This is a genomic window from Streptomyces sp. NPDC007917 (genome assembly GCF_042959105.1).
In the GTDB taxonomy this organism is placed as follows: domain Bacteria; phylum Actinomycetota; class Actinomycetes; order Streptomycetales; family Streptomycetaceae; genus Streptomyces.
Window position 1 is genome coordinate 284710 of sequence record NZ_JBIBKK010000001.1, and the last position, 19032, is coordinate 303741.

Below are 19032 nucleotides of genomic sequence, written 5' to 3' on the forward strand. Positions count from 1 at the left end.
CGCCATCCGCACGGCGTGTCTCATCCGCGCCCCGCGTCCGGCCCGAACCACGCGTCGAGCTCGAACCAGACCGCCTTCCCCACGCCGTGGGCCCGCACCCCCCACGCGTCCGCGAGCGTGTGCACCAGCAGCAGTCCGCGCCCGGACGTGCCCTCCTCGGCCGCATCCGTACGCAGCGTCGGATGCCGGGAGACGAAGTCCCGCACCTCGACCCGTAATCGGCCGCCGGCCGGCGCGCCGGGCCCGTCGCCGAGCGTGGCCGTCACCTGCGCCCCACGGTCGGTGTGCACCAGCGCGTTGGTCACCAGCTCGCTGGTGAGCAGTTCGGCCAGGTCCCTCCTGCTCGGCTCGCCCCAGTGCCGCAGCAGATCGCGCAGCTCGGCGCGGACCTCCGCCACCCGGGACAGCTCGCCGCTGTGTAATCGCCTGTTGAGGGCCGGGCCCCGCTCACTCTCGATGGCCACCGCCCCCGCTTCCGGCCGCCCGGCCGTCCCGCCCCGCCGTGAAGGCTGACGCTTCATCCTCCCCCGCCCCGGCCGCACACGGCGCGGCCAGCGTCGAAATGTCGTCGAACACGCTCACGGAATGCATTCCCGCGTGTGGGTGCCCACACACCGCGGGAAATGATCGGCTGGAGGACCGACCCTCGCCGATCTTGAGGAGAGCCGCGTATGCACGACGACCGATCGCTGGTGGAGGGGCGCCTTGACCGGGCGCTGCGCCAGTTCATCAGGCCCGCCCAGTACACGGCGCGCGCCCCGCTCACGCTGTCCGCGTGGCGCACCCCCGGCGAGCCGGTACCGGTGGGCGACGCGCTCAAGGGGACGTACGAGCCCTTCGAGACCGGCACCGAATGGGGCTCGCCGTGGTCGACCTGGTGGTTCCGGCTGGAGGGCGAGGTGCCCTCGGAGTGGGCGGGGCGGCGGGTCGAGGCCGTCATCGACCCGGGCTTCACCGGTGACGGGCCCGGTTTCCAGGCCGAGGGGCTGGTGTACGACGCGGACGGCGTGCCGATCAAGGGCATCCACCCGCGCAACCGGCACATCCCCGTCGCCGCCCCGGCAGCCGGGGGCGAGCCGGTGCGGCTGCTGCTGGAGGCGGCCGCCAACCCGGCCGTGCTGCGCGACGGCTTCGAGCCGACCCTGCTGGGCGATGTGCTGACCGCCGGGGACCGGCCGCTGTACCGCTTCGCCTCGGCCGACCTCGCCGTGCTGAGCGAAGAGGTCTGGCATCTGGTGCTGGACATCGAGGTGCTGTCGGAGCTGATGCGGGAGCTTCCCGCGGACCGGGCGCGGCGCCACGAGATACTGCGCGCTCTGGAGGACATGCTGGACGCGCTGGACCTCCATGACGTGCCGGGCACCGCCGCGGCCGGGCGCGCCGCGCTGAGCGAGGTGCTCAGCCGCCCGGCCAACGCCAGCGCACACCGCGTGTCGGCGGCCGGACACGCCCATATCGACTCGGCGTGGCTGTGGCCGCTGCGCGAGACGGTGCGCAAGGCGTCCCGCACCTTCGCCAATGTCACGGCGCTCGCGGGCGAGTACCCCGAGCTGGTCTTCGCCTGTTCGCAGGCACAGCAGTACGCCTGGGTGAAGGAGCACCAGCCGCACATCTGGGAGCGGATCAAGAAGGCGGTGGCGGACGGCAACTGGGCACCCGTCGGCTCGATGTGGGTCGAGTCGGACGCCAACATGCCCGGCGGTGAGGCGCTGGCCCGGCAGATCGTGCACGGCAAGCGGTTCTTCCTCGAGGAGCTGGGGGTGGACACCGAGGAGATCTGGCTGCCGGACTCCTTCGGCTACACCGCCGCCTTCCCTCAGCTGGCGAAGCTCGCGGGGGTGCGGTGGTTCCTCACCCAGAAGCTGTCATGGAACCAGTCGAACAAGATGCCCCACCACACCTTCTGGTGGGAGGGCATCGACGGCACCCGGGTGTTCACCCACTTCCCGCCGGTGGACACCTACAACGCCCAGTTCCATGCGAGCGAACTCGCCCACGCGGAGAAGAACTTCGCCGACAAGGGGCTGGCCAGCCGCTCCCTCGTCCCCTTCGGCTGGGGCGACGGCGGGGGCGGCCCCACCCGCGAGATGCTGGAGAAGGCGCGGCGGCTGAAGTCGCTTGAGGGGTCGCCGCGGGTCGAGATCGAGCGGCCGTCGGCGTTCTTCGCGGAGGCGGAGCGGGAGTACGGGGCCAAGGCGCCGGTGTGGTCGGGCGAGCTGTATCTGGAGCTGCACCGGGCGACGTACACCACCCAGGCCAAGACCAAGCAGGGCAACCGGCGCAGCGAGCACCTGCTGCGGGAGGCCGAGCTGTGGGCGACGGCCGCCGCGCTGCGGGCCCCCGGGTACGCCTATCCGTACGACGATCTCGACCGGATCTGGAAGACGGTGCTGCTGCACCAGTTCCATGACATCCTGCCCGGCTCCTCGATCGCCTGGGTGCACCGCGAGGCGCGTGACACCTATGAGCGGGTCCGCGCCGAGCTGGAGCAGATCGTCGCGGCGGCGGTCCGTGCCCTTGGCGGCGCGCCCGGCGGCGCGCCGGACGGGCCGGTGGTGCTGAACGCGTCCCCGTACGAGCGCGGCGAGGTCGTCACGCTCGACGCGCCGACGGCGGCGGCCCTGCCTCAGGGCGCGCCGGTCCAGCCGCTGGACGGCGGGCGCGCCGCGGTCGCGGTGCGGCTTCCCGCGCTGGGCGCGGCGGCCGTGCACGGCGACACGCCGGCGGCCGGCGGGTCCCAGGCCCCGGTCAGCGCGCTGAGCGACGGGCGCACCATCGTGCTGGACAACGATGTGCTGCGGGTGGTCATCGACGGCGACGGGCTGCTCACCTCCGTACGGGACCTCGCCGCCGACCGGGAGCTGATCGCGCCCGGCGCCCGCGGCAACCTCCTCCAGCTGCACCCCGACCACCCGAACCAGTGGGACGCCTGGGACATCGACCGGCACTACCGCCGGGTCCACACCGACCTCACCGACGCCGAGTCCGTCGAGCTGGTCGAGTCCGGGCCGCTGCGCGCCGCCGTCCGGGTGGTGCGCGCCTTCGGCGCGTCGGGGGCCTCCCGCGTCACCCAGGAGATCCGGCTCAGCCGGGGCAGCCGCCGGCTTGACATCACCACCGAGGTGGACTGGCAGGAGTCGGAGAAGGTCCTCAAGGCCGCGTTCCCGCTGGACATCCACGCCAAGGTCTCCACCTCCGAGATCCAGTTCGGGCATGTCGACCGCGCCACGCACACCAACACCAGCTGGGACGCGGCCCGGTTCGAGATCTGCGCCCACCGCTGGCTGCGGGTCGCCGAGCCCGGCTACGGCGCGGCGCTGCTCAACGACTCGACGTACGGCCACGATGTGACCCGTACGGAGCACGCGGCGGAGGGCGGCGAGGGCGGGCCGGTCCTGGGCACGACGGTGCGGCTGACCCTGCTGCGCGCCCCGCACAGCCCCGACCCCGAGACCGACCTCGGCACCCACCGCTTCAGCTACGCGCTGCTGCCCGGCGCCGAGGTGGGCGACGCGGTCGCCGAGGGCCTGGCGCTCAACCTGCCGCCGCGCGTCCTCCCCGCCGGGCCGGCGCTCCCCTCCCTGATCGGCGTCGACAACCCCGCGATCACCGTCGAGTCCGTCAAGCTGGCGGAGGACCGCGGCGGCGATGTGGTGGTGCGGCTGTACGAGTCGCGCGGCGGGCGGGCGTCCGCCACGCTCACCACCGGCTTCCCGGTCGTCAGCGCCCAGGTGACGGACCTGCTTGAGCGGCCGCTGCACGAGGCGGCCACCGGCGAGGGCGGGCTGGCCCTGAGCCTGCGCCCGCACGAGATCCTGACCCTCAGGCTCACCCCCGCGTAGCGCGCTGCGGACGGCGGGGTCACGGCCGGGGCAGATTCCGCAGATTCGAGCGGGCCATCTGCACCATCCGGCCCACCCCGCCGTCCAGCACGATCTTGCTCGCGGACAGCGCGAAGCCGGTCACCATCTCCGCGCGGATCTTCGGCGGGATGGACAGCGCGTTGGGGTCGGTGACCACGTCCACCAGCGCGGGCCCCCTGTAGCGAAAGGCGGCCCGCAGCGCCGCCCGCAGATGCTTGGGCTTCTCCACGCGCTCGCCGTACGCCCCGGCGGCGCGGGCGATCTCCGCGAAGTCCGGGTTCACATTGGTGGTGCCGTATGCGGGCAGGCCCGAGACCATCATCTCCAGTTCGACCATGCCGAGCGAGGAGTTGTTGAAGAGCACCACCTTCACCGGCAGGTCGTACTGGACGAGGGTGAGGAAGTCGCCCATCAGCATGGCGAAACCGCCGTCGCCCGACATCGAGACGACCTGGCGGCGGCGGTCGAGGAACTGGGCGCCGATCGCCTGCGGCACCGCGTTGGCCATCGAGCCGTGGGTGAACGAGCCGATCACCCGGCGCCGGCCGTTGGGGGTCAGATAGCGGGCCGCCCACACATTGCACATGCCGGTGTCGACGGTGAAGACCGCCTCCGGGGACGCCTCCTCGTCCAGCACCGCCGCCACGTACTCCGGGTGGATCGGGATGTGCTTGTCCACCCGGCGGGTGTACGCCTTGACCACGCCCTCCAGCGCGTCCGCGTGCTTCTTCAGCATCCGGTCCAGGAACCTGCGGTCGTCCTTGACGCGCACCTTCGGCGTCAGACAGCCCAGCGTCTCGCGCACATCGCCCCACACCGCCAGGTCGAGCTTGGAGCGGCGGCCCAGGTGCTCGGGGCGGACGTCGATCTGCACGGTCTTCACATCGTCGGGCAGAAACGCGTTGTACGGGAAGTCGGTGCCCAGCAGGATCAGCAGATCGCACTCATGGGTGGCCTCGTACGCCGCGCCGTAGCCCAGCAGCCCGCTCATGCCGACGTCGTACGGATTGTCGTACTGGATCCACTCCTTGCCGCGCAGCGCATGCCCCACCGGGGCCTTCACCCGCTCGGCGAAGGCCATCACCTCGGCGTGCGCCCCGGCGGTGCCGCTGCCGCAGAACAGCGTCACCCGGTCGGCCGCGTCCACCATCCGGGCGAGCGCGTCGATCTCCGCGTCGCCGGGGCGCACCGAGGGGCGGGCGGTGACCAGGGCGTGCTCCTCGGCCCGCTCGGGCGCCGGGAGCGCCGCGATGTCACCGGGCAGCGCCACCACGCTGACGCCGCTGCGGCCGACGGCGTGCTGGATCGCTGTCTGCGGCACGCGCGGCATCTGCCGCGGGTTGGAGATCAGCTCGCAGTAGTGGCTGCACTCGCCGAACAGCTGGTCGGGGTGGGTCTCCTGGAAGTAGCCGCTGCCGATCTCGCTGCTGGGGATGTGCGAGGCCAGGGCGAGGACCGGGGCCATCGAGCGGTGGGCGTCGTACAGGCCGTTGATCAGATGCAGATTGCCGGGGCCGCAGGAGCCGGCGCAGGCCGCGAGACGGCCGGTGAGCTGGGCCTCGGCCCCGGCGGCGAAGGCGGCGGACTCCTCGTGGCGGACCTGGATCCAGTCGATGGCCGCGTTGCGGCGCACCGCGTCCACGACCGGGTTGAGGCTGTCCCCCACGACCCCGTACAGCCGGCGCACCCCGGCGCGCGCCAGGAGGTCCACGAACTGCTCGGCCACGGTTTGCTTGCCCATCGCGCGCCCTTCCGTCCGGGTCATGGCCGCCTAAGCCGGTACGCCGGCCGCCGGCTCCATCAACCCACGGAAACGCGTGGCGCGCGCGCTCACGCCTCCCAGACGGCGGCGGCCGTACGGTCGTCGGCGTATCCGGCGTATCCGTGCACCCGCGTCCGGATGTCCGCGAGGAACGCGGCGAGCCCCGGCGGCCCGCCCTGCGCCCAGCGTTCCGCCAGGTGTCCGGCGAGCGCGGGCCGGCCGCGCAGCGGGCCGGCGAGCCCGCCGCCGCACATCAGCAGCACATCGCCCGGCCGGGCTATGGAGGCCCGGAAGCGGAACGGGGCGGCGGCGGGGACCGGGGGTGGCCCCGGGGCGGGGCCGGTGCCCGGCGTGGCGAGCCCGAGGCCCATCGCCGCCGGCGCCTCGGCGGCGTGTGCCCCGGGCCGCGCCGCACCGCCGTATCCGACCACGGGGCCGCCCACACTGTCCCGTTCCGGCCCGGCCGGCTCCAGGTCCTGCCAGGCCCCCGCGCGCAGCCGGAAGACGCCGCCGTCGCCCGCGCCGAAGAACACCCGGGTACGGCAGGCGGGGTCGGCGGACAGCAGCAGACAGCGCGGCGCGGCGGTGTACTCGGCCGGGTCCACACCCAACTCGGCCGCGCGGGCCCGCAGGCGGCCCAGGCCTCGGTCGGTGAGCCGGTGCAGCCCGGACTTGAGCGCGCCGCGGTTTCCGGCGCGTATGTCGTCCACTAAGCGCGCGTGGCTGCGGCCGACCGCGCCGCCGATCCACTCGCACAGCTCACGCGCCGCCCGATACGCCCCCTCGGCGCCCCCCGCGCCACCCGCGAGCGCCACCAACACCAGCGCGCCCGGCCCGGCCCCGAACCGCGCCGTGAGCACCGCATCCCGCCGCGGCTCCCCACCCTGCCGGGCCGACTCCCCCCGGGACGAAACGACGCGCAGCGTGGCGGCCCCACAGCGGGCACCGTCCAGCACGGTGTCGGGCACGAGATCGGCCAAGTCGTACGGATCGGCGAGGGGCAGCTCGACCGGCTCGTCGCCGTGGGTGGGTGGTTGTGCCTGGGGTGGCTGGGGCTGGGGTGATTGGGGCTGGGGCGGCCGCGCCTCGGACGGCCGCTCCGCCGCAGCAGCTCCCGCGCCCGGCCCCGCAGTGGGGCCCGCGCCGGGGCCTCCATCCGGTCCCTCTCCTGGTCCCTCAGGGGATACCCCTCCGGGGTCCCCGCCTCCAGGTCCGGGCTCCTTGCGGCCGGAGAACCAGCCGAAGGGCTCACCCGACCGGGCGGGCCTGCCCGGCCCTCCCGGCGCCCCCGGTCCGTCCGACGCCGCCGACCCGCCCGGTACCCCTGACCCATCCGGCTCCCCCTCCTCCCCCGGTGGCCGCGGCCCCCAGGGGGCTCCGGGGGCCGGGGCGGAGCGGGGTGGAGGGCCGGGTGGGGGGCCGGTCGGAGGCGGGGCGCCGCCGACCGTGCTGGAGGCGGAGTCGAACCGGTCGTCGACGGAGTCCGCCGCGGAGGCGGGGCCCGCGTCGTCCGTGTCCCGGCGGTACAGCTCACCCCACCAGTCGTCCTCGTGACGGCGCCTGTCCCCCTGCTCGCTCATGCCGTTCATTGTTTCCCCGGCGAGCCCGGCGCGGAACACCGCCCGCGCCGGCCACGGACGCTAGCCGCGGTAGGTCTCCAGCAGCCGCAGCCACACCTCGCTGATCGTCGGGAACGCGGGGACCGCGTGCCACAGCCGTTCCACGGGGACCTCGCCCGCGACCGCCACCGTGGCCGAGTGCAGCAGCTCGCCCACCCCCGGGCCGACGAAGGTCACGCCGATCAGATGGCCCCGGTCCAGGTCGACGACCATGCGGGCCTGGCCGCGGTAGCCGTCGGCGTACAGCGCGGAGCCGGTGACCCGCCCGAGGTCGTAGTCGACGACGCGGATGCGGCGGCCCTCGGCCTCCGCCTGGGCCGCGGTGAGGCCGACCGCGGCGACCTCGGGGTCGGTGAAGACCACCTGCGGCACGGCCGCGGTATCGGCGGTGGCCGCGTGGGCGCCCCACGGGTCCGACTCCAGGAGCGGTACGCCCTGGGCCCGCGCGCCGATCGCGGCGCCCGCGATGCGCGCCTGGTACTTGCCCTGGTGGGTCAGCAGCGCGCGGCGGTTGACGTCGCCGACGGCGTACAGCCAGCCGCCCTCCACGTCCCGCACCCGGCAGCTGTCGTCGACCCGCAGCCAGCTGCCCGGTTCGAGGCCGACCGTCTCCAGGCCGATGTCCTCGGTGCGCGGGGTGCGCCCGGTGGCGAACAGCACCTCGTCCGCCTCCAGCCGCTCCCCGCCCGCGAGGGTCAGCGTCACGGGCCCGGCGCCCGAGCCGTAGCCGGCCGGGCCGCCCGACTGGGCCCGCCGTACGCCGGTCACGGAGGTGCCGGTGCGAACCTGTGCCCCGGCCTCGGCCAGCGACTTGGCGACGAGCTCGCCGACGAACGGCTCCATGCGCTCCAGCAGGCCGGAGCCCCGGACCAGCACGGTCACCTCCGAGCCGAGCGCCTGCCAGGCGGTGGCCATCTCGGTGGCGACCACGCCGCCGCCCACCACGGCGAGCCGCCTGGGGACGGCGGACGCGCTGGTCGCCTCGCGGCTGGTCCAGGGGCGGACGTCGGTCAGACCGGGCAGGTCGGGGAGGGCCGCGGCGCTGCCGGTGCACACGGCGACCGCGTGCCGGGCGGTCAGGAAGCGCTCCTGCCCGTCGGCGTCCGAGACCGCGACCCGCTTGTCGCCCACCAGCCGACCGTGCCCGCGGACGAGGTCGACGCCTGCCGACTCCAGCCAGGAGACCTGCCCGTCGTCCTTCCAGTGCGCGACGTACTCGTCGCGGCGCGCGAAGACGGCCGGGGTCTCCAGCGGCCCGCCCGCCGCTTGGCGCAGTCCCGGCAGGCGCTGCGCGTCGGCGCGGGCGATCACCGGGCGCAGCAGCGCCTTGCTGGGGACGCAGGCCCAGTACGAGCAGTCGCCGCCGACCAGTTCGCTCTCCACGATCACGGCGGAGAGCCCGGCGGCGCGGACCCGGTCCGCGACGTTCTCTCCTACCGGACCCGCGCCCAGGACGACGACGTCGTACTCCTCCGTGGCGGCCATCATCGCAACTCGCTCTCTGCCCGGCTCCGGCGTGCGTGGCCGGGCTTTCGGTTTCTTGGGGCCATCCTGGCCCCAAGTCACCGGTGTAGGCCACACGAAACAACGGAGCCGGAGCAGAGAGCCCGGGCGGCGTCACGGCTTGCGCATCGGCCCCCGCTTGCGCTCCATCATGTGCCGGCCGAGGGCCTGCCGCTGTTTGAAGGTCCGCCGCAGCTCGGCGCGGAGCCGGTCGTCGGTGCGCGCGGCGAGGCGTTCGTTCTCGCGCAGCAGCTTGCGGTAGCTGTCGAGGCGGCGTTCGGGCAGTGTGCCGTTCTCGATCGCGGCGAGCACCGCGCAGCCGGGCTCGGCCCGGTGTGCGCAGTCGTGGAAGCGGCACTGCTCGGCCAGCGCCTCGATCTCGGAGAACGCCTGTGCGACGCCTTCTTCGGCGTCCCACAGCCCGACGCCGCGTACGCCGGGCGTGTCGATGAGGACCCCGCCCCACGGCAGCCGGAGCAGATCGCGGGTGGTCGTGGTGTGCCGGCCCTTGCCGTCGGCGTCCCGGACCTCGTGCACCTGCTGTGCGGCCTCGCCCAGCAGGGCGTTGGCGAGCGTCGACTTGCCGGCGCCGGACTGCCCGAGCAGCACCGAGGTTCCCGAGGAGAGCACGGCGCCGAGCACGTCCAGGCCCTCGCCGGCCGCGGAGCTGACGGTCAGCACCTGGACGCCGGGCGCGGCGGTCTCGACGTCCGCCACGAGGTGGGACAGCACCTCGGGGTCGGGCACCAGGTCCGCCTTGGTCAGGACGACCAGCGGCTGGGCGCCGCTCTCCCAGGCCAGGGCCAGGAACCGCTCCAGGCGGCCCAGGTCGAGCTCGACGGCGAGGGAGACGGCCACGACGGCGTGGTCGACGTTCGCGGCCAGCACCTGCCCCTCGGAGCGCTGCGAGGACGTGGACCGCACCACCGCGGTGCGGCGCGGCAGCAGCGCCTGAACGTACCGCGGGTCGCCCGCCGCGTCGACCGCGGCCCAGTCGCCGGTGCACACGACCTTCATCGGGTCGCGGGGTACGACGAACTCGGTGTCGGCGCGCACACCGCCCTCGGGGGTGACCAGGTCGCACAGGCCCCGGTCGACCCGCACGACACGCCCGGGCACCAGGCCCTGTTCGGCGTACGGGGCGAACTCGGCCTCCCAGCCTTCGTCCCAGCCGTAGGAAGCGAGAAGAGAAGAGAAATTCAAGGGGAACCCTTCACAAGGGCGGCCCCGGCGGCGCGCACAACAGGCGCGGATGAAGCTCGGGTGAGGCGAGGAGGTCAGCCGGAGACCGCGGAGGTGGAGTGGATGAACTTCTGGATGAGGGCAGCGCCCATCACGGTGACAGCCATCGGTACACACCTCCCGTTCCTCATACGCCTGTTCAAAGGGTCGACAGCGGCAGCCGGAAACAGCAGCCGCAGCAACCGCGATCTACGCCCACCTTAGGCGCGCCCGCCCGCGCGCGCCACCGAATTCCGCTCAGCCGCCGGCACGGGCGGAGGGCGGTCCGGGTCGCCCGGAAGTCCCTCCGCCCGTGCTCGCTTCTAGCGGCGCAGGGCGGCCAGGTTGCGGTAGCCGATCGCCGCGTGTTCCAGGGACTGGCCCGGGTTGGTGGTGCTCGGCGCGTTGTCCTGCTCGACCATCGGGTTGTGGTAGTCGCGGTGGCCCACGCGGGAGAAGAACGTGGTGTAGTCGATGACGCCGGTGCCGAACGGGACCATGTCGTAGCCCATCCCGTTGGTGGTGTTGACGACGCCGTCCTTGGCGTGGAACAGCGGGTAGCGCTTGTTGTGGCGGGTGACGAGGCCGGCCGGGTCGAAGACGTTCGTCCGGGTGGAGCCGTCGTGAGCGGTATAGGTGCGGAACTTGTACTGGGCGACGTGTGCCCAGAAGACGTCCATCTCCAGCCAGACCAGCTGGGGGTCGGTGATGGACAGGAAGTACTCCAGCTTGCGGATGCCAGAGCTGCGGGTGGGGCGGCCCTGGTCGTCCAGCGGTCCGCCGTCGAGGAGGAAGCCGTAGGCCGCGTCGTGGTTGTGGGTGTAGAGCTTGAGGCCGGCGCGGCGGGCGATCGCGCCGAGGGCGTGCCACTTGTCGGCGGCCACGTCCCAGTCGGCTTTGTAGGCGCTTCCGGTGGGGTCGCCGCCGGTGCCCATGTGGGCCAGGCCGAGGATGTTCGCGATCTCCAGGTGCTTCTTGAAGGTGTCCAGGTCCGCGCTGGTCAGGGGCCAGGAGCCGGGGATGAAGCCGTGGTTGCCCTGGGCGCGCAGCCCGTTGTCGTCCAGCCAGCGGCGCAGCAGTTTGGCGCCCTCGACGGACTCCAGGCTCGCGCCGCCGGGTGCGTTCGGGTGCTGGCCGTAGCCGGCGAACTCGACCTGGCGGTAGCCGAAGCGGGCGAGCTGTTCGAAGACGGCCCGGAAGCCGGAGGGGAGGGAGGTGGCGAGCGGGTCGCGGCCGATGGCGTCGCGGACCGTGTAGAGGATGATGCCGCGCCTGTCGGCGGGGATGAGCGCGTGCCCTCTGCCGGTGCCGGCCGACCGGGGTGCGGCCTGCACGGGGCTCGCGCCGAGGACGGGGGCTGCGATCGCCCCGGCCGCGGCGGCGGTGCAGGTGCTCAGGAAGCGGCGGCGGCCGATGCCGAGGCTGCGGCGCAGCTGGTCGTCGGTGTCAGGCGTGTGGTTCACGGGGTGCCTTCCTTCGTTTCGTCTGGGGGGCCGTCGGGGTCGAGACCGGCGAGGTGGAGCAGCAGGGACTTCACGTCGGTGGCCGCGATGCGGTCGCCGACGGCGCGGGGGGTGGAGCACAGCAGGAGCGGACCGTCGTCGTCGCTCGTGGGCAGGCGGCCGTGGCTGCCGCGGATCGGGGTGGGGTCGAGGGGGACGACCGCCATCCGGTAGCGCATCCCGAGCTTCTTGCGGGCGAGCGCGGTGGCGGCCTTGACCTTGACGTAGGGGTCGAGCGGGTCCATGAACAGCTCGACCGGGTCGTAGCCGGGCTTGCGGTGGATCTCGACCAGGCGCGCGAAGTCGGGCGCGCGGGCGTCGTCGAGCCAGTAGTAGTACGTGAACCAGGCGTCCGGTTCCGCGACGGCGACCAGTTCGCCGGAGCGCGCGTGGTCGAGGTGGTGGGCCTTCTTGCCCTCGTCGTCGAGGAGTTGCTCGATGCCGGGCAGTCCGTCGAGGGCGGCACGGGTGGCGGCCATGTCCTCGGGGCGGCGGACGTACACATGGGCGATCTGGTGGTCGGCGACGGCGAAGGCGCGCGACGCCATCGGGTCGAGGTATTCCATGCCGTCCTGGGTGTGCACCTCCAGCAGGCCGGCCCGGCGCAGGGCGCGGTTGATGTCGACGGGCCTGCTCACACGGGTGATGCCGTACTCGGAGAGCGCGACGACCGTACGGCCCTCGGCGCGGGCGTCGTCCAGCAGCGGGGCCATGGCCGCGTCCAGGTCGGCTGCCGCCTTCAGGGAGCGCGGGTCGTCGGGGCCGTGGCGCTGCAGGTCGTAGTCGAGGTGCGGGAGGTAGCAGAGCGCCAGGTCGGGGCGGCGGGTGCGGAGGATGTGGCGGGTGGCGTCGATGATCCACTGGCTGGAGACCAGATCGGCTCCGGGTCCCCAGAAGTGGAACAGCGGGAACGTGCCGAACGTCTCGGTGAGTTCGTCGTGCAGGGCGGGCGGCCGGGTGTAGCAGTCCGGCTCCTTGCGGCCGTCGGCGTAGTAGACGGGGCGCGGGGTCACGGTGAGGTCGGTGTCGGCGCCCATGGCGTACCACCAGCAGATGTTGGCGACCGTGTAGCCGGGGTGGGCGCGGCGGGCCGCGTCCCACACCTTGTCCCCGGCGACCAGGCCGTTGTGCTGGCGCCACAGCAGGACGTCGCCGAGTTCGCGGAAGTACCAGCCGTTGGCGACGATGCCGTGTTCCGAGGGCAGGGTGCCGGTGAGGAACGTGGACTGGGCGGCGCAGGTGACGGCGGGCAGAACGGTGCCGAGGTGGGCCCGGGAGCCGGCCTCGGCGAGTGCCTTGAGGTGGGGCATGCGGTCGAGGAGCCGGGGGGTGAGGCCGACCACGTCGAGGACGAGGAGCGGGGTGGGGCGGCGCGCGGGCCCGGTCACGGCAGTGGTCATGGCATTGGTCACGGCATTGGTCATGGCAGCTCCTTCAGCCCGAGGTCGGTCAGCTCGTCGCGGGCGAGGGCGAGTTCGGCGGCGATGCCGTCGGCGAGCCGGTCCCGGCCGCGGGGCCGCAGGTCGGGCGGGAGCGCCTGCCAGGTGTAGGTCTCGACCTCCAGATGGCGGGTCAGCGGGTGCGGGCCGCCGACGAGGCGGGCCAGGGCGGCCCGCAGGACCGGGAGTGTGGAGGTGAGGGGCGCGGCGGGGGCGGCGTGCAGCGGGACGTGGAAGTGGGAGCGCCAGGGGGTGGTGGAGGGCAGGGCCGAACCGCCCAAGCGGCCTCGGGGAGGTGGGGTGCGTTCCCGCGTCGTCCGGTGCAGGGGGCCCCTCCCAGCGGTAGCTGGGGGAGCGTCGCAAGGCGGAGCGGCGCCCTCGTACTGGGCGTACTCGGGTGCTGCGACAACGCGGCGAGGTGCCGTGCCGGGCGGCGCGGGGGCGTGCCTCACTTCCCCGAGGCCGCTTAGGGCCTCGTCGAGGTCGTCGGTGCCGCGCAGGCCGGTCGCGGTGAGCGTGCGGGTCTGGTGCAGGAAGCGGGGTTCGGCGAAGGCGGCGAGGGCCGCGCGGACCTCCGGCCGGTCGGGGTGTTCGGCGTGCAGGGCGGCCGACAGCTGGGACTTGATCACGGGGACGCCCGCGGCGGTGAGCGCGTCCAGCGCCGCCGTCGGGTCCTCGAAGGAGGTGGCGAGATGGCAGGTGTCGACACAGACGCCGATGCGGGGGTGGCCTACGGCGGTGAGCGGGACGAGGGCGTCGCCGGTGGTCTCCACGGTGCAGCCGGGCTCCGGTTCCAGGCCCACCCTGATGCTCCGGCCGGTCAGTTCCGCCAGGGCGTCCAGGCGCTCGGCGAGGGTCGCCAGCGCCCGCTGCCCCGCGCGGGCGCGCTCGGCGCTCCAGGTGGTGCGCCAGCCGAGCGGCAGGGTGGAGACGCTGCCCTCGGTGACGTCGTCGGGCAGCAGGCCGGCGAGGATGCGAGCCAGCGCGGTGGTGTACTCCAGGCGCTCGGCATCGGCCCAATCCGGCTTGTACACGCGGTACTTGACCTCGGCGGAGCCGAAGCCCTCGTACGGGAAGCCGTTGAGGGTGACGACCTCCAGGCCGCCGCGGTCGAGCTCGCGGCGCAGGGCGCGCAGCGCGGAGGGGTCGGTGTCGAGGGTGCGGGCGGCGTCTCGGGCGAGCCACAGGCCGATGCCGAGGCGGTCGCGGCCCAGGCGGCGGCGGACGGGCGCGCAGTGGTCGCGGAGCTGGGCGAGGACGCCGTCGAGGGTTTCGGCGGGGTGCACGTTGGTGCAGTAGGCGAGGTGGACGGTGGTGCCGTCCGGGTGGCGGAAGCGCATCGCTCACTCCCCTCCGCGCAGCACGGAGTTGCCCTCGTGGGTGGCCTCCGGCGGGGCGACCTCGAGGTCCAGGCGGCCGCTGAGCCCGTAGAAGGCGACGGGGTTGTGCCACAGCACCCGGTCCACATCCGTCCCGGTGAACCCCTCGGCCAGCATCAGGTCGGCCACCTTGCGGGTCTTCAGCGGATCGCTCCTGCCCCAGTCGGCCGCGGAGTTCACCAGCGCCTTCTCGGGCCCGTACGCGCGCAGGATCGCCACCATCCGGCGCTCGTCCATCTTGGTGTCGGGATAGACGGAGAAGCCCAGCCAGCAGCCGCTGTCCTTGGCCTCCTTGACCGTCGTCTCGTTGAGGTGGTCCACCAGCACCCGGTCCACGGGCAGTGCGGACTCGCGGACGACGTCGAGGGTGCGGCGCAGACCGGCGAGCTTGTCGCGGTGCGGGGTGTGCACGAGCGCGGGCAGGCCGTGGTCGGCGGCGAGCTGGAGCTGCGCGGCGAGGGCGGTGTCCTCGGCGGGGGTCATGGAGTCGTAGCCGATCTCCCCCACGGCCACGACCTGGTCCTTGACGAGGTAGCGGGGCAGCTCGTCGAGGACGGGGACGCAGCGGGGGTCGTTCGCCTCCTTGGGGTTGAGGGCGAGGGTGCAGTGGTGGGCGATGTCGTACTGGGCGGCGCGGAAGGGCTCCCAGCCGAGCAGGGAGTCGAAGTAGTCGAGGAAGGAGGCGGGCGAGGTGCGGGGCTGGCCGAGCCAGAACGACGGCTCGACCACGGCCTGGATGCCGGCGGCGCGCATGGCCTCGTAGTCGTCGGTGGTGCGGGAGGTCATATGGATGTGCGGGTCGAACAGACGCATCAGGACTCCTTGCCGTGGGGGTGGTCCGCCTCGTCCGCCTCGTCCGCCTCGGGGTCTTCGGCGGCCAGGTCCAGGACGCGGTACAGGTCGGCGGGCACGGGCCGGTCGGCGGCGGTGCGCTCCGCCGCGTAGTCGGCGAGCATGCGGGCGAGTTCGGCGTCGCCGCGTCCGCGCGCCGCCAGGCCGGCCACCGCGTCCACGGGGACGCCGGAGAACAGGCACTTCAGTACGGCGTGCCGCCAGCTGTGGGCATCGAGGTGGCGGGCCGCGTAGGGGCCGAGGGCGGCGGCGAGGAGGCGGGTGTCGTTGGTGCGCAGGGCGTCCTCGACCAGGGGGACCGCGTCAGGGCCTGGCACCAGGTGCGGCAGGGCGCACAGCACGGCGCGGCGTTCGGCGGCCGAGCCCCGGTGGTAGAGGCGGGCCAGGGTGGCGGCGTCGGCGCGGGCCGCGTGCAGGATCAGGACGCGGGCGGCGTCGGCGTGCCGGCTGCCGCAGCGCCGCCCGGCCTCGGCCACGCGCAGCTCCCACACGGGGATCGGCTTGGGACCGCCGGGGTGGGCGGCCTCGTCCAGCGCCTGCCGGAGCCAGGCGCGGGCGGCCGGGTGGAGGTGGGTGTCCAGGTGGTCGCGGAGGGCGTCGGGGGTGGTGTCCGGGCCGGTTCCCGTGGCGGGCGAGTGGGTCATGGGGTGCTCCCTTCCGGCACGGTGGTGGCGGAGGCGGTGGTGGCCGGGGCAACGCCCGGCACGGCAGCGGCCGAGGCATCAGCCGGGGCGGTGGCTGGGGCTGCGGTGAGCCGTGCGTTCGGCGGCGCGGTGGCGGCCGCGTGGCGCAGGAACGGCAGGGAGGTCTCGGCGTGGTGGGGGCCTGCGTGGGAGTGGCGGGGCAGTTCGACGACGGTCAGGCCCCGGTAGCCGGTCGCGGCGAGCGCGGCGAGGACGGGCGGGAAGTCGATCTCGCCCTCCCCGAACGGGAGGTGGTCGTGGACACCACGCCGCATGTCCTCGATCTGGACGTGCCGCAGCCAGGGCGCGGCGGCGCGCACGCAGTCGGCGGGCGGCAGGGGTTCCAGGCACTGGCAGTGGCCGATGTCCAGGGTGAGGCCCAGCGCGGTGGGGTCGCCGAGGAGGCGGCGGACGTGGTGGAAGTCGCCGAGGGTGGCGAGGAGGTGGCCGGGTTCGGGTTCGATGGCGAGCGGGATCCCGGCGGTGGCGGCGGCTTCCAGGACCGGGGTGAGGGTTGCGGCCAGCCGCTGCCAGGCCGTGGCCGTGTCGTCATCGGGCGGGGCGATTCCGCTGAAGCAGTGCACGGCGTGCGCGCCGAGGTCGGCGGCCACCCGGACCGCGCGCAGCAGGAGGTCCACGCGGCGGGCGCGGGCCTCCGGGTCCGGGTCGAGGAGCGAGGGGCCGTGCTTGCGGCGTGGGTCGAGGACGTAGCGGGCGCCGGTCTCCACGGTGACGCCGAGTCCGAGGGCGGCCAGGCGGTGGGCCACCCGCCGGGTGCGGGCGGCGAGGTCCGGGGCGAGCGGGTCGAGGTGCATGTGGTCGAGGGTCAGGCCGACACCGTCGTAGCCGAGGTCGGCGAGGAGGGCGAGGGCGTCGTCGAGGCGGAGGTCGGCGAGGCCGTTGGTGCCGTAGCCGAACCGCAGGGTGCTCCCGTGGGGGGTCATGTGACGCTCACCCGCCTGGAGAAGCGCCGTGCCAGCGCGGTGAGGGCGGCCGTGCCCAGCGCGGTGGCGCCGGCTCCGGCGCGGGCGGCGAGGGCCGCCTGCAGCGGGATGGTGGCGCGGATGCCGGCGCCCACGGCGCGCTGGGTGAGCGGGGGTGAGGGGTTGAGGGCGGCGTCGAGGTAGGGGCGGGCCGTGGCGGCGGCGTAGTTGAGGGCGAGGGCGGTGGTGAGGAAGGCCGCTGGCCGGTTGCGGCCTGGGCTGCGCGAGGGAGTGGGCCGAGCAGCGGCGTCGGGGGGCACCTCCCAGCGGTGGCTGGGGAAGGCCGATCGCAAGGCGCCGACCTGCCCTTGTAGCGCGGCTGTCAGGGCAGGTCGGCGGCGCCCCTCCCCCTCGCGCCCCGGGCCGCCCGGCAGCAGCCGGGTCAAGGTGGCGGTGGCGGCCAGCGCCGCGAGCGGGGCGAGCGGGGTCCCGTAGCGGGTCTCCTGGCGGGAGACGGCGGTGACGGCGAAGGTGTGGGTAGAGAGCAAGGCGGCCGAGGGCAGGGCCGGGCGGATGTGGCCGGCGGTGGCCGCGGCGCCCAGGAGCAGGTCGAGGCCGCGGGCGGCGGCCATGGCGCCGGGCCCGGCGGGCGTGCGCTTCAGGGCCAGGTCGTACGACCAGACGGTGGCCGCCAGGGGCACCGCGACCGCCAGCGCCGGGCGCCCCGCGCGGGCGGCCAGGGCGAGGCCCGCGGCCGTGAGGGCGCAGGCCGCGGCGAGGGCGGCGGCGGGGCGGACCCGGCCGGACGGGAGAGGACGGTGCGGGCGCTCGACGGCGTCCTCCGCCCGGTCCGCCCAGTCGTTGAGGGCCATCCCGGCCTCGTACAGGCACAGCGAGCAGCCGACGGCGAGCGCGGTGCGGCGGTCGGGGCGGGCGGCGACGGCGGCCGCCCCGGCCAGCCCGTCGCCTGGGACGGTGAACAGGGCGGGCAGGCGCAGCAGTTCGGCCCAGGCGCGCGGTCGGCTCATTGGCTCTCCCCCAGCGTCCGGGCGAACCGCACCAGTTCCGCGTACTGCTCCCCCAGCGCCGACGGCGCGTCCCCGACCGGGTCCTTGAAGAAGAAGGCGAGTTCGGCGAGGGGGCCGCGCAGACCGGTTTGGTGGGCGCGGGCGACGAGCCGGGCCAGGTCGAGGACCAGGGGCGCGGCAAGGGCCGAGTCGCAGCCCTGCCAGATGGTCTGCAGGACCATGCGGGTGCCGAGGAAGCCGTCGAAGGCCACGTGGTCCCACGCGGTCTTCCAGTCGCCGAGCGCGGGCACGTCGTCGATGTGGACCTCGCCCTGGGGGGTGGTGCCGAGGGTGTCCGCGAGGACGCGTTCCTTGCCGGCGTTCTTCGCCGCGGCGGCGGCCGGGTCGGCGAGGGAGGCGCCGTCGCCCCCGCCGAGGAGGTTGGTGCCGGACCAGGCCCGGACGTCCAGGGCCCGCTGGGCGAACATGGGGCCGAGGACGGAGCGCAGCAGGGTCTGGCCCGTCTTGCCGTCGCGGCCCGCGTACGGCAGTCCGCTCGATGCGGCGAGCGGGGCGAGCGCCGGGTGGTGCAGGCCCGTGGACGGGGTGAAGTTGACGTAGGGGCAGCCGGCGCGCAGGGCGGCGGCCGCGTAGAGCGAGCTGGGCGGGAGCCGGGTGCCGGTCGGGGCCGGTTCGGTGGAGGCGACGTTGACGACGACCGCGCGCTCGAGGCCGCGTCGGGTGACGAAGTCCTGGAGGTCGGCGGCGAAGGCGGCGATCAGTTCGTCGTCGTCCCGGGTGTCGCCGGGGAGCGGGCCGCCGGGCCTGATCTCCGCGTCGGCGGCGGCGAGTTCGGCCGCGACGGCGGTGGGGAGGCCGGGCGCCAGGACGCCGCCCGCGGCCAGTTGCTCGGCGCGTTTGGGCAGGGGGCAGTCCGTGGTGTCGTGGCCGCCGAAGACAAACGAAGACAGGGCAGGCAGGGCGGGCAGGCCGCGGCCGGCGAAGGCGGGCGCCTCGGTGACCAGGCCGGTCGGCGGGCGCAGCCCCGCGGTCACGGCGGCGCATCCGGCGACGACGGTGGTGGCGACGGAGCCGCGGGCCCCGACCAGCCAGACGCCGACCCGAGGGGGACGGGTGAGGGACGCGGACATGGACAGCCTCCTTGTCCCGGGCACGAACTCCCGGAAGGGATGCGGGGGTACCCCCGTGAGGGATGAGGGGGGTGGGATGAGGGGTGGTGACGGCGGGCGGGAGTCCGGCGTCTCCCGCCCGCCGCCGT

General features: G+C 74.5%; 13 protein-coding genes and 2 pseudogenes. 1 reads left to right on the forward strand and 14 read right to left on the reverse strand.

Going from position 1 to position 19032, the window contains the following annotated elements; translation table 11 throughout:
* Positions 1–20: 20 nt before the first annotated feature.
* Entirely contained in the window at positions 21–464 is a 444-nt protein-coding gene (locus ACFZDL_RS01265) for an ATP-binding protein (protein WP_353590707.1), read from the reverse strand.
* Positions 465–671: 207 nt separating this feature from the next.
* Between ACFZDL_RS01265 and ACFZDL_RS01270 the strand changes: the two genes are divergently transcribed.
* Positions 672–3842, forward strand: coding sequence for a glycoside hydrolase family 38 C-terminal domain-containing protein (locus ACFZDL_RS01270; RefSeq protein ID WP_353590708.1), 3171 nt, complete (start codon positions 672–674; stop codon positions 3840–3842).
* A gap of 19 nt (positions 3843–3861) precedes the next feature.
* Here the strand turns inward: ACFZDL_RS01270 and ACFZDL_RS01275 are convergent, their stop codons facing one another.
* From ACFZDL_RS01275 to ACFZDL_RS01335, 13 genes and pseudogenes are all read right to left on the reverse strand, one after another.
* Positions 3862–5604 (reverse strand): pyruvate dehydrogenase, encoded by a 1743-nt coding sequence (locus ACFZDL_RS01275; RefSeq protein WP_353590709.1) that lies wholly within the window; start codon positions 5602–5604, stop codon positions 3862–3864.
* An 89-nt stretch (positions 5605–5693) separates the two neighbouring features.
* Positions 5694–7205: a protein phosphatase 2C domain-containing protein gene (locus ACFZDL_RS01280; protein ID WP_353590710.1), complete on the reverse strand. Its 1512-nt coding sequence runs from the start codon at positions 7203–7205 to the stop codon at positions 5694–5696.
* Positions 7206–7265: 60 nt separating this feature from the next.
* On the reverse strand, positions 7266–8729 hold the full coding sequence (locus ACFZDL_RS01285; protein ID WP_391190181.1) for an FAD-dependent oxidoreductase: 1464 nt from the start codon (positions 8727–8729) through the stop codon (positions 7266–7268).
* 132 nt (positions 8730–8861) lie between these two features.
* Positions 8862–9950 (reverse strand): ribosome small subunit-dependent GTPase A, encoded by a 1089-nt coding sequence (rsgA, locus tag ACFZDL_RS01290; protein WP_353590712.1) that lies wholly within the window; start codon positions 9948–9950, stop codon positions 8862–8864.
* A gap of 341 nt (positions 9951–10291) precedes the next feature.
* Entirely contained in the window at positions 10292–11431 is a 1140-nt protein-coding gene (locus ACFZDL_RS01295) for a sugar phosphate isomerase/epimerase family protein (protein ID WP_353590713.1), read from the reverse strand.
* Entirely contained in the window at positions 11428–12894 is a 1467-nt protein-coding gene (locus tag ACFZDL_RS01300) for a nucleotide pyrophosphatase/phosphodiesterase family protein (RefSeq protein ID WP_353590714.1), read from the reverse strand. Before ACFZDL_RS01300 ends, ACFZDL_RS01295 begins: the two co-directional genes overlap by 4 nt.
* Positions 12891–13184, reverse strand: a pseudogene (locus ACFZDL_RS01305) (xylose isomerase); the annotation flags it as partial. The gene ACFZDL_RS01300 and the pseudogene ACFZDL_RS01305, both read right to left, overlap by 4 nt.
* Before the next feature lie 189 nt (positions 13185–13373).
* Positions 13374–14249, reverse strand: a pseudogene (eboE, locus tag ACFZDL_RS01310) (metabolite traffic protein EboE); the annotation flags it as partial.
* Between the two features lie 3 nt (positions 14250–14252).
* Positions 14253–15101 (reverse strand): TatD family hydrolase, encoded by an 849-nt coding sequence (locus ACFZDL_RS01315; protein WP_353590716.1) that lies wholly within the window; start codon positions 15099–15101, stop codon positions 14253–14255.
* Complete coding sequence (locus ACFZDL_RS01320) at positions 15101–15784, reverse strand: EboA domain-containing protein (protein WP_353590717.1); 684 nt, start codon at positions 15782–15784, stop codon at positions 15101–15103. Before ACFZDL_RS01320 ends, ACFZDL_RS01315 begins: the two co-directional genes overlap by 1 nt.
* Positions 15781–16767 carry a sugar phosphate isomerase/epimerase family protein gene (locus ACFZDL_RS01325; protein WP_353590718.1) on the reverse strand — a complete coding sequence of 329 codons (987 nt, stop codon included), beginning with the start codon at positions 16765–16767 and terminating at the stop codon, positions 15781–15783. Before ACFZDL_RS01325 ends, ACFZDL_RS01320 begins: the two co-directional genes overlap by 4 nt.
* Complete coding sequence (locus ACFZDL_RS01330; protein ID WP_353590719.1) at positions 16764–17774, reverse strand: SCO3242 family prenyltransferase; 1011 nt, start codon at positions 17772–17774, stop codon at positions 16764–16766. Before ACFZDL_RS01330 ends, ACFZDL_RS01325 begins: the two co-directional genes overlap by 4 nt.
* Positions 17771–18904 carry an inositol-3-phosphate synthase gene (locus ACFZDL_RS01335; RefSeq protein WP_353590720.1) on the reverse strand — a complete coding sequence of 378 codons (1134 nt, stop codon included), beginning with the start codon at positions 18902–18904 and terminating at the stop codon, positions 17771–17773. Before ACFZDL_RS01335 ends, ACFZDL_RS01330 begins: the two co-directional genes overlap by 4 nt.
* Between the last annotated feature and the right edge of the window lie 128 nt (positions 18905–19032).